The organism is Pseudomonas sp. SED1, from assembly GCF_034044025.1.
Classification (GTDB): domain Bacteria; phylum Pseudomonadota; class Gammaproteobacteria; order Pseudomonadales; family Pseudomonadaceae; genus Aquipseudomonas.
On sequence record NZ_JAXCIS010000105.1, the window covers coordinates 1 to 10,316 of the forward strand.

Below are 10,316 nucleotides of genomic sequence, written 5' to 3' on the forward strand. Positions count from 1 at the left end.
CTTTTAGTCCCACCACCCCTACAAGTCTAACCATACAAGCGGGCTTGCTCGCGAAGGCAGTGTGTCAGTCAGCGCAAATGTCGACTGATCCACCGCATTCGCGAGCAAGCCCGCTCCCACATTTGGTTTTGTATCAGTCTTCGGAATTAGCCAGCGCTTGAGAGGCCGCGACGTAATCAGCCTGAAACGCCGGCGATTCAATCCACGCCAGCGCTGCCGCTTCATCTTCGGTATCCGTGGCCCATTGGCGATACTCGATCAGCGCCGCGAGGATAAAGTCGGTCGCTTCCTCTTCACCTTCCTGCTCCAGCACCACCGCCAACAGCGGATGCGCCAGGAACACCGCACACAGTGCCTGTTGGCTGGTTTCGCCAGCGGTGCGCATTTCCAGGAACAGCTCGGTCAAATCCACCGACTCAAGATCAATGCGGCTGTCATCGCCGGCAAAGGCGTCCGGCTTGGTAGCGACGGCGCGTTGGGTGCGGTTCTGCTTGGCCTTGGCTTTTGCCCGGTGGGCGCGTTTTTGCTGCTTGTTCGGCGAGGCCATGGGCTCACGTCCTTGGTGTCAGGATCTGGGGATGGGGTATTGAAGCGCAGGTCTGGGGAAATCCCAAGGCTTTCTAGGTGCGATCCGTCACTTGGCGCCCCGGAGTGTCGTTGGCCAACTCTCCCCGCTGTAGCCAAGCCAGCGCAATCGGCCACAACCGATCCTGATACTGGCTGCGGAAGAACGCGAAATGTCCGACCTCTTTTTCGCCGATATCTTCAGGTGCGATCCGCAGATGCGTGCGCTCGCTGCCTTCGAAGTAACCCAGCAGGCGTTCGATTGCTGCGACGGTGCCAAACGGATCATCGGTAATGCTGATGGCCAATACCTGCGCCTGCACCCGAGAAAATGGCAACTCACCCAAGGCTCGCCCGCTCGGGCGCTGTTCATAACCCGGCGTCGGTGTACTCCAATCGCGCACCACACCTGCCGGCGTATCCTCGAGCCAGCCCATGCGCTTGCCCGGGAAGTAGCCGAACACCGCCGTTACCACTGGCATCACCACATGCCATTTGGCAAACATCCTCCAGCGCCCGTTCGCCTCGTAGTCGCGCCAGTAGGCAAACTGCGCGCCTACCGTCACCAGGCGCCGAATTACCGCGCCGGAATCCCCGAGTCCCGCCGCGCACCCGCCAAAACTGTGCCCGACCACATCTATCGGCTGGCCGGCAAACTCCCGCTGGGCCCGCTGCAGGATCGCTTCGAAGTCCAGCGCGCCCCAATCCGTCCATGAGGCCTTGAACCCCTTCAGCGAGCCGCTGCGGGATTCTCCGATGCCGCGGTAGTCGTAGGTGATGACGTCGAAGCCATTGGCAAACAGGTAATCGGCAAAACGCGAATAGTGCCGGCAGCGTACGGAGGTAGCGGCGTTGATGATCACCACGGGGCGATCGGGATCAGTCCGGATGTGCCGCCAGGTGAAGCCGCCAATGGGATGGCCATCGGCAGCAGGTTCACGAAAGGCTTCAGGCTGGGGGCGGGTCGGCAGGTTCATGAGCGGGCTCGGTGCTTGCGCTTTCGATGGGGCGTCAAAGGCCCGTGCGCAGTTTTATAAGAGGTCGAAGCTAACAAATTTCCGCTAAGAACACTCCGGGGATTTTTCTGATGCTCGACCTAAGCCGTACAGATGCCTAGGCTTAGACCCTTTCGCCCCACCAGAGCCAGCTCATGACCCGCGACACCCTCGAGCAAAACCAGATCCCCCTCTACTTCGCGAGCGTGCTGCTGGCCGTCGTTTTCGGTCTGCTGGCGCCATCCATGGCCCAAGGCCTGGGCATCCTGGTGACACCTGCCATTGCCGTACTGATGTACGCGATGTTCTTGCAAATCCCGTTTCTGGACCTGCGCCAGGGCTTGGGCAACAAACGCTTCATGTCCGCATTGTTGCTGGCCAACTTCATCCTGATCCCGCTGCTGGTGTGGGCGTTGACCCGCGGCCTGGTGGAACACCCGGCGATTTTGATCGGCGCGTTACTGGTGCTGCTGACGCCATGCATCGACTACGTGGTGGTGTTCACCCACATCGGCAAGGGCGACTCGCGGTTGATGCTGGCCGCGACCCCGCTCCTGTTGCTGCTCCAGTTGCTGCTGTTGCCGGTGTACCTGGGGTTGATCCTGGGCGCGCAGTCGCAGGTGGTGGTGGCGGTGGGGCCGTTTGTCGAGGCGTTCCTGCTGCTGATCGTTGCACCGATGATTCTGGCGGTGCTGACGACTTCCTTGTCCCGGCGATCAGGCCTTGTCAGCGCCTGGAATGATGCGTGGGCCTGGCTGCCTGTACCGGCCATGGCGCTGGTGCTGATGGTGGTGATCGGTTCGCAGATTACTGCTGTAGTCCGCGATATCGGCCTGCTGGCGCCGGTGATCCCGGTGTATATCGGCTTCCTGTTGCTGGCCCCGCTGATGGGGGCATTGGCTTCGCGACTGTTCAAGCTACCGGCGACCACAGCGCGGGCGGTCACCTTCAGCGCGTCCACGCGCAATTCCCTGGTGGTACTGCCGCTGGCACTGGCGTTGCCCGAAGACATCCGCGGGCTCGCCGCCGCAGCGGTGATCACGCAAACCCTGGTGGAACTGGTGGGAGAGCTGCTCTACATCCGGCTGATGCCGCTGCTGATCTGGCCCGCTCGTCGTTAGGCTGATGAATGTTTGATTCCGTTCAGGGGGCATTCAGCGAGGGGTTCGGCAACATGGACCGATTTACCCCACCTGACAGGCTGAATAATGGATCAACACAATCGCTTTCGAATGGAATCGCTGGGCATTTTCCTTATCGCTTTGCTGCTGTTTACCCTGGGCATCTGGGACCAGCAGCCGCAAGGCTTCGACGGCCGCTGGGCCGTGTTCATGCAAGAGATGTTTCGCCACGGCGCGAGCCTGTTTCCTACCACCTACGGTGAGCCGTACCCGGACTACCCGGGCACTGCGACCTACCTCAGTTACCTCTTTGCCCGTTTGTTCGGCGCGCCCAACGACCTGGCCAACGTGATGCCCACCGCCCTGGCGTCTGCCGGGGTCATGGCGCTGATCTACCGCTTGCTGGTGCCGTCGGGCCGGGCGTGGGCGCTGCTGACGGTGCTGCTCACCGCATTGACCGCGCAATTGCTGGAGAAGTCGCGCTCGGTGTGCCTGGACCAGATGATCTCATTGCTGTGCCTGGGCTGCTTCTACCTGCTGCATACCGGCGAGCGCCTGGGCTCGCGGTTACGCCAATACGCGATCTTTCCGTTGTTCGTGGTGGCGTTTGCCATTCGCGGGCCGCTGGGGCTGATCGAGGTGTGTGGGGTGGCCTGCGTCTACTGGGCGCTGGGCACGGCTCGTACGCGGGAAGAGCGGTTTTCGTTGCTGAAAAAGGTGATAGCCCACGGCGTGGTCGGCTTGGTCCTGCTAGCCGGCTGTTGGTGGGTATTGCTGAAGCTGGCGCGGATCAGCGGCGGGGATGCCTTCGTCGATGATGTGCTGCGGATGCAATTCGCCGGGCGCCTCGACGAGACGGGCGAGCCGTTCTACTTCTACTTCAAGTTGAGCCTGTACCGCTATTTCCCGGTGGTGCCGCTGGCGCTGGCGACAATGATTGCCCTGCGCCACAAATGGTCGTCGCGTAACGAAGATGCCGACGTGCAACTGATGCTGCGCCTGGCTGCCTGCGGGCTGATGATTTTGCTGGGCTTGTCCATCCCGCACTTCAAGCGCGCCTATTACATCGTGCCCATGGTGCCGATGTTTGCCGCGGTGGCTGCCTATGGGCTGCTCCAGGCGCAAGGTTGGCTGCTTGGCGTGCGTCGTGGCTATGAGTGGTTGGTGGCCATCCTGCCGGTGCTCGGCATCGTCGTGGTGTTTGTCTGCCGGCACCTGTGGCACAAGCACGGTTACTGGCCCGAGGTTTCAGTGCCGGCGTTGGTGGGTGTGTTGATTGTGCTGCAACTGGCTGCCGTGATTGCCTGGCGCCGGTTGCAGGGCAGTCTCGGCCAGCGCCTGGTGGCGCTCAGCCTGATTGCACTGGCGACCCAATGGCTGGTGCTCGTCGTGGTGGTGGAGCCGGCCAAGGACCGGCAATACGACACCAAGAACTTCGTTGGCGCGGTGGAGGCGCTGCGTGCCGATAATCCCGGAACGTTGGTGTTTGTCGATTTGGCCAAAGACACCTGGGCGATTCGCTACATCATGAACCTGGATCACGACGAGCAGCCGTTGTTCATTGGGCGCAACGAACCGTTGCTAGTGGACACGCTGCCGCGCCCTGCCTGGGTGATTGTGGAACGCAAGCAAACCGCATTGCTGAGCGGCACGCCGCTGGAGCATATGGCGCCGGTGTTCAATGGGCGGTTGAATGACAACCCGCTGCTGGTGTTTTTGGTGAAGTGAGTGCGGGGTGGCGGCTGGCGATCAGCCTCAGGCCTGTCTATGGCTTGGGGCTGGAGAGGCTCTTGGCCCTTCGCAATTGGATGAAAGTGAGCGACCACAAATCCCAGACAACAAAAAACCCGCACTAGGCGGGTTTCTTGTGTGTTTCAGATGACGTTTGCACCACCTGAAACTAATTAGTGGTGCCCAGAGACGGAATCGAACCGCCGACACGGGGATTTTCAATCCCCTGCTCTACCGACTGAGCTATCTGGGCAACGGGGCGCATTAAACTGGTTTTTCAGGGGGTCGTCAAGCAAGTTTTCAAAAAATATTTAATTATTACCGTCGCTTACGGGCCAACCCCCACATTTGATCAATTATTCAGCAGGTGGAACGTAGCCGTCGGCCTTGGCGTAATCTTCGCCGGAAAAGAACTTGTCCATCTCGCCCTGAAGGTATTTACGGTCTTCGGCGTTCATCATGTTCAGGCGTTTTTCGTTGATCAGCAGGGTCTGGTGCTTTTGCCAGTCGGCCCAGGCTTTGGCGGAGACGTTGTCGAAGATGTCCTGGCCCTTGGCGCCGGGGAACGGGGCGCGTTCCAGGGCGGGCAATTCTTCGTGGTACTTGCGGCAGATGATGGTGCGGGTCATGACGGAACTCCTGCGTTCAATACTTCAGCCGCGCGCTTCAGCAGTTTCTTTACCGGGGCGGCAAGGCCCAGGCGCGGCGGGGTGGCGAGGTTATACCAGAGCCAGTCAGCCTCGGCCACGTGGTGGGCAGACTCCTGGACCTGGACCAGCCAGGGTTCGATAGCCAGTTGGAAGTGGCTGAAGGTGTGAATCAGACTCGGCAGTTCCTGGTGCTTGCCCAGCGCCAGCGAGTGCTGGTTGGCCAGGTGTTCCAGGTCTGCCAGGTCATCCAGCTCCGGCAAGCTCCACAAACCGCCCCACAGGCCCGTGGAAGGGCGGCGGTAAAGCAGAATCGCGCCCTCGCCATTGGCCAGCAGCGGCATCAGCGTGCGCTTCTGGGGCACGGTCTTGCGCGGCTTGGGGATCGGGTAGCGGGTTTCCAGGCCGAGCATGTGGGCTTCGCAGCCCTTTTCCAGTGGGCACAGCAGGCAACTGGGTTTGCTGCGGGTGCAGAGGGTGGCGCCCATGTCCATCATCGCCTGGGTGTAGGCGTTGACACGGTCGTGTGGCGTAAGGCGCTCTGCGGTGGCCCACAGCTGTTTGGCGACCTTCGGCTCGCCCGGGTAACCCTCTTGCGCGGTAAAACGCGCCAGCACGCGTTTGACGTTGCCGTCGAGGATCGGCGCCCGCAGGCCCATGCTCAGGCTGGCAATCGCACCGGCGGTGGACAGGCCGATGCCCGGCAGTTCGGTGAGCTTTTCGACGTCACGGGGAAACTCGCCGCCGTATTCGGCAACGACGATCTTCGCGGTCTTTTGCAGGTTGCGCGCCCGGGTGTAGTAACCCAGCCCGGTCCAGAGGTGCAGCACTTCGTCTTCCGGTGCGGCGGCCAGGGCTTCGACCGTTGGCAATGACGCCATGAACCGATCGAAGTAGTTCAGCACGGTACTGACCTGGGTCTGCTGCAGCATGATCTCCGAGACCCACACCCGGTAAGGCGTGATGCCCTGTTGCCAGGGCAGGTCATGGCGACCGTGGCGGTCGTACCAGTCAAGCACCGCCGTTGAAAACTGCTCGTTTCTCATCGTTTGAACAGGCCTTTCAAAGCGTCTTTCAACTGTGGATTAACCTTGTCGAGCTTCTGTTCAAGTTTCTCGCTGAGCTTGTTGCCCGCCGCCTTGATCGCGACCTGGCTCAAGCCGTCCTTGTCCAGGCGGCACGCCTTGGCGCCCAGTTCCAGCGGGCCACGGCAGCGCAGCGGGACTTCGATGTTCTGGAAGTTGGAGCCCACTTGGCAAGCCGGGTCCGGCACTTCGCGCTGGTCACCTTCAACGATGATACCGACGCGGTAGTCCATGCCCAGAACGCGCAGGTCGACGTCACCGTCGCCGTTGACGGTCAGGCCCGGGATGCGCACTTTCAGGTCGGGGTTGCTGGCCACGCCGTTGCGGAAGGTCAGGTTGCCCTTGAGCTCCTGGAACGGGGTGTCCTTGCCGCGTTGGTCGCCGCTGAGGGTTTTGCGGTTGAGCAGGGCGATGCCGGTGCACAGCTGTTGCTCAAGGTTGGCGTTGAGCAGAACGCCATTGTTGATCGCGAAGCTGGCAGTGCCGTTGAGGCTGTCGATCAGGGCTTTCTGGCTATTGCCGCGGCCAGTGAGGTTGCTGTCAAGGGTGAGCTGGCCTTTCACCGGCGGGTTCTGCCCCTGGGCTTGCAGGATGCGTTCGATCGGCACTTGCTTGATGCGGGTTTGCAGCGCCAGCAGCGGGATGTCCTGGCGCACGTCAAGGTTGCCGTTGGCCTGGAAGGTGCCGTTGTAGAGGCCACCACTCAGGGTATCGAGCTTGAGCTGACCATCGAGGCCGGAGGCTTTCAGGGCGGCGTTCTGAATCGGCAAATGGCTCAGGGTCAATTGGCCGAAGGACAGGTCGGCGTTCACGTCCAGGGTGCGCAGGCGGGTCAACGGCAGCAACTTGTCGGTGCTCCATGCGGCCTTGGTCGGTGCATCCGGCAGCGGTGTGGTGCCGCCGGCCGCCATGGCGCCGGCTTCGCTGTTCTGTACTTCAGCCTGGCGCGCGGCTGCGGCGCCTTTGGCGGCTTCGGACTTGGCCGGCAGGTAGTTGTCGGCGTTGAAGATGTCGGCCTTGAGCTGCACTCGCAGGGACTGCTTGGCGAAATCATCCACGGCCACGCGCCCGGTAAAGGTGCTGTCGTCGAGTTTCAGGTTGAGGTCTTCAAGCGCCAGGCTGGTCGGGGTGCCCTTGAGGCGGCTGACCAGTTCGACCTTGCTCAGGCTGCCTGCAGCCATCGGCGGCAGTGGATTGCCGACGCTGTCGAGGAATTTGGCCAGGTCAAACTGGGCAATCGACAGGGCGCCGCTGAGTTGCGGGGTCTTGTCCAGGTCGTTGGCCTTCAGCTCGCCCAGGGCGCGCAGTTGGTTCAGCGACAGCTTCATGTTGGTCCATTCGGCAATGTTGGCGGACTGGTCCAGCAGCAATTGGCCTTGGGTCGAAAAGCTCACAGTCTTGCCTTGCAGCGGCTCGCCGGTGGCTTCACCGGTGATTTTCATGTCTTCGAACTGGTAGCGCTTGAGGGCGCGCTGAATGCGCAAGTTGCCGTTGACCTCGGTCTTGACGCGCATCAGCGGCTGGTTGGTGCCGAAGAATGCGGTGAGTTTCACCGGGATGCTTGCACCTTCGTGCACGGCGCCGGCGCTCAACTGGATGCTTTCGGCGCTGAACTGCTTGCCGGTCTGCTCGTCGTTGTATTCGACGCGGGCGTTGTTGATGGTCAGGCTGTCGATGTCCAGGCGGATCGGCTGCGGCGGCTTTTCAGGCTTGGGCGGCGTGGCCGCTTCAGTGACGGCGGGTACTGTGGCGGGAGTGCCCGCGTCGGGCACATTCTTGCCGATGTCTTCCCAGTTGCCGTGGCCATGCACGTCTTTGTTCAGGCGCAGGTTCAAGCCTTCGACACGCACATCGCTCATCTGCACTTCACGGCGCAGCAGCGGCAGGACGCGTACCGACAAGCCGAGCATCTGCAGATCGGCAAACGGTTGGGTCGGGTTGGTCAGGGTCGCAACGCTGGCCTCGTGCAGTTCAAGACCGAGCCAGGGGAACAGGCTCCACCCGATGTCGCCATTGAGCGTCAGCTCGATGTGGGCCTTGTCGCGGGCAATCTGGCGAATCTCGTCTTTGTAGTCGTTGGGATCGAAGAGATGGGTCAGGGCAAAGCCTAGAGCCACAATGATCAGCAACAGCCCGAGAAGTACCAGACCCAGGATTTTGCCGAACGCTTTCATGGGCGAGTCCTTGTATGTCGATTTTAAAATTTAGCCGCAGAGTATAACGCCCGAAGGCTTACATCAGTTCGCGGATAGTTACATTGTATCCACGGTCGGAAAAACGGGTTTTTGGCGTCAAAAAAGACAGATAACCTGGAAAAGGTGATGGCAGTTTGGTTTTTCTGTCATCCACAGATGCTAATCTCTGCATGTTCGTCCGCCTTCTGCGGCTAAACGTCGCGCCAAAATGGAGCTTTACTCAAAAAAACGGCCACGCCTTGCGTGTAAGGCCGAGGGAGAGAGCGCCCGACGGACACATACTAATAACTGGGGGAAACACCAATGAGCACTAGCACTGCGGCGGGTAATACTGCTGCACAGCCTGCGTTCCTTTCCAAGGAACGCATTATCGCCAAGCCCGGGTTCAACCGTTGGCTGGTACCACCGGCCGCCCTGGCCATTCACCTTTGCATCGGCATGGCTTACGGCTTCTCGGTGTTCTGGTTGCCGTTGTCCAAGGCGCTGGGTATCACCGCGCCGGTCGCCTGTGCGCCGGACATGAGCTTTATCAGCCAGGTCTTCTCGTCGCAATGCGACTGGCCCATCTCCATGCTGGGCTGGATCTACACCCTGTTCTTCATCTTCCTGGGTTGCTCGGCAGCGATCTGGGGCGGCTGGCTGGAACATGCCGGGCCACGTAAAGCCGGTGTCGTGTCGGCCTTGTGCTGGTGCGGCGGCCTGCTGATCTCTGCGCTGGGGATCTATACCCACCAGATCTGGCTGATGTGGATCGGCTCCGGGGTCATTGGTGGTATCGGCCTGGGCCTGGGCTATATCTCGCCGGTCTCGACTTTGATCAAGTGGTTCCCGGACAAGCGCGGCATGGCTACCGGCATGGCGATCATGGGCTTCGGCGGCGGCGCGATGGTTGGCGCCCCGTTGGCAGCCGCCCTGATGGGCCACTTCGCCTCGCCAACCAGCGTTGGCGTGTGGCAGAGCTTCGTGGTCATGGCCGTGATCTACTTCGTGTTCATGATCGGCGGCGCCTTGTCCTACCGCGTTCCGCCCACCGGCTGGAAGCCTGAGGGCTGGACTGCCCCGGCGAAAAAAGCCAGCAACGCGATGATTACCCACCGTCACGTGCACGTGAACGTGGCCTGGAAAACCCCGCAATTCCGCCTGGTGTGGCTGGTGCTGTGCCTGAACGTGTCTGCCGGTATCGGCATCCTCGGCATGGCTTCGCCGCTGCTGCAGGAAGTGTTCGGCGGCAAGTTGCTGGGTAACGGCCTGACGTTTGGCCAACTGGATGCCGGTCAACTGGCTTCCATCGCGGCCATCGCAGCCGGCTTTACCGGGCTGTTGAGCCTGTTCAACATCGGTGGCCGGTTCTTCTGGGCGTCGTTCTCCGACTACCTGGGCCGTAAAAACACCTACTTCGTGTTCTTCGCCTTGGGCTTTGCCCTGTACGCGTTGATTCCTAACCTGGGTCACCTGGGCAACGTCGCGCTGTTCGTGGCGGCGTTCTGCATCATCCTGTCGATGTACGGCGGTGGCTTTGCGACCGTACCGGCTTACCTGGCAGACCTGTTCGGTACGCAAATGGTGGGTGCGATCCACGGTCGTCTGCTGACCGCATGGGCAGCGGCGGGCGTACTGGGCCCGGTGTTGGTGAACTACCTGCGTGAGTACCAGTTGAGCATCGGCGTTGAACGTGCTGCGGCCTACGACATCACCTTGTACATCCTCGCCGGCCTGCTGGTGCTGGGCTTTATCTGCAACCTGCTGGTACGGCCGGTGGCAGACAAGTACTTCATGACCGACGCCGAACTGGCTGCCGAACAGGCGCTGGGCCACGACAAGGGCGCCGATTCCAGCACCGTGCTGGAATGGAAAGCCTCCTCCGGCAGTGTGCCATTGGCGGTTGCCGCCTGGCTGGTGGTGGGTATTCCGTTGGCGTGGGGCGTGTGGGTCACCCTGCAGAAAACCGCAGTACTGTTCCACTAACACCGCGTAAACC

At 61.2% G+C, this 10,316-nt stretch carries 8 protein-coding genes and 1 tRNA gene; 3 read left to right on the forward strand and 6 right to left on the reverse strand.

Annotated features, from left to right (window positions below):
* Positions 1–133 precede the first annotated feature (133 nt).
* Both SNL23_RS13910 and SNL23_RS13915 read right to left on the reverse strand, forming a co-directional pair.
* Complete coding sequence (locus SNL23_RS13910; protein ID WP_318302495.1) at positions 134–547, reverse strand: hypothetical protein; 414 nt, start codon at positions 545–547, stop codon at positions 134–136.
* Positions 548–620: 73 nt separating this feature from the next.
* Complete coding sequence (locus SNL23_RS13915) at positions 621–1,541, reverse strand: alpha/beta hydrolase family protein (RefSeq protein WP_318302496.1); 921 nt, start codon at positions 1,539–1,541, stop codon at positions 621–623.
* Positions 1,542–1,714: 173 nt separating this feature from the next.
* Between SNL23_RS13915 and SNL23_RS13920 the strand changes: the two genes are divergently transcribed.
* Both SNL23_RS13920 and SNL23_RS13925 read left to right on the forward strand, forming a co-directional pair.
* On the forward strand, positions 1,715–2,680 hold the full coding sequence (locus SNL23_RS13920) for an arsenic resistance protein (protein WP_318302497.1): 966 nt from the start codon (positions 1,715–1,717) through the stop codon (positions 2,678–2,680).
* 87 nt (positions 2,681–2,767) lie between these two features.
* A complete protein-coding gene (locus SNL23_RS13925) occupies positions 2,768–4,408 on the forward strand; it encodes an ArnT family glycosyltransferase (protein WP_318302498.1) in 1,641 nt (546 codons plus the stop codon).
* A gap of 180 nt (positions 4,409–4,588) precedes the next feature.
* On the opposite strand, the gene SNL23_RS13930 is transcribed toward SNL23_RS13925, so the two are convergent.
* From SNL23_RS13930 to SNL23_RS13945, 4 genes are all read right to left on the reverse strand, one after another.
* A tRNA-Phe gene (locus tag SNL23_RS13930) sits at positions 4,589–4,664 on the reverse strand.
* A 103-nt stretch (positions 4,665–4,767) separates the two neighbouring features.
* A complete protein-coding gene (locus tag SNL23_RS13935; RefSeq protein WP_010169058.1) occupies positions 4,768–5,040 on the reverse strand; it encodes an oxidative damage protection protein in 273 nt (90 codons plus the stop codon).
* Positions 5,037–6,104 (reverse strand): A/G-specific adenine glycosylase, encoded by a 1,068-nt coding sequence (gene mutY / locus SNL23_RS13940; protein WP_167663000.1) that lies wholly within the window; start codon positions 6,102–6,104, stop codon positions 5,037–5,039. The genes SNL23_RS13935 and mutY overlap by 4 nt, the downstream gene beginning before the upstream one ends.
* Positions 6,101–8,317 (reverse strand): AsmA family protein, encoded by a 2,217-nt coding sequence (locus tag SNL23_RS13945; RefSeq protein ID WP_318302499.1) that lies wholly within the window; start codon positions 8,315–8,317, stop codon positions 6,101–6,103. The genes mutY and SNL23_RS13945 overlap by 4 nt, the downstream gene beginning before the upstream one ends.
* A gap of 324 nt (positions 8,318–8,641) precedes the next feature.
* On the opposite strand from SNL23_RS13945, the gene SNL23_RS13950 reads away from it, so the two are divergent.
* Positions 8,642–10,303 (forward strand): OFA family MFS transporter, encoded by a 1,662-nt coding sequence (locus SNL23_RS13950; RefSeq protein WP_076018136.1) that lies wholly within the window; start codon positions 8,642–8,644, stop codon positions 10,301–10,303.
* The last annotated feature ends 13 nt before the right edge of the window (positions 10,304–10,316 follow it).

What these genes read in the sequence shown, in the direction of transcription:
- SNL23_RS13910 (WP_318302495.1), bottom strand. Translation starts at nt 547, where the DNA reads ATGGCCTCGCCGAACAAGCAGCAAAAACGCGCCCACCGGGCAAAAGCC.
- SNL23_RS13915 (WP_318302496.1), bottom strand. Translation starts at nt 1,541, where the DNA reads ATGAACCTGCCGACCCGCCCCCAGCCTGAAGCCTTTCGTGAACCTGCT.
- SNL23_RS13920 (WP_318302497.1), top strand. Translation starts at nt 1,715, where the DNA reads ATGACCCGCGACACCCTCGAGCAAAACCAGATCCCCCTCTACTTCGCG.
- SNL23_RS13925 (WP_318302498.1), top strand. Translation starts at nt 2,768, where the DNA reads ATGGATCAACACAATCGCTTTCGAATGGAATCGCTGGGCATTTTCCTT.
- SNL23_RS13935 (WP_010169058.1), bottom strand. Translation starts at nt 5,040, where the DNA reads ATGACCCGCACCATCATCTGCCGCAAGTACCACGAAGAATTGCCCGCC.
- mutY (WP_167663000.1), bottom strand. Translation starts at nt 6,104, where the DNA reads ATGAGAAACGAGCAGTTTTCAACGGCGGTGCTTGACTGGTACGACCGC.
- SNL23_RS13945 (WP_318302499.1), bottom strand. Translation starts at nt 8,317, where the DNA reads ATGAAAGCGTTCGGCAAAATCCTGGGTCTGGTACTTCTCGGGCTGTTG.
- SNL23_RS13950 (WP_076018136.1), top strand. Translation starts at nt 8,642, where the DNA reads ATGAGCACTAGCACTGCGGCGGGTAATACTGCTGCACAGCCTGCGTTC.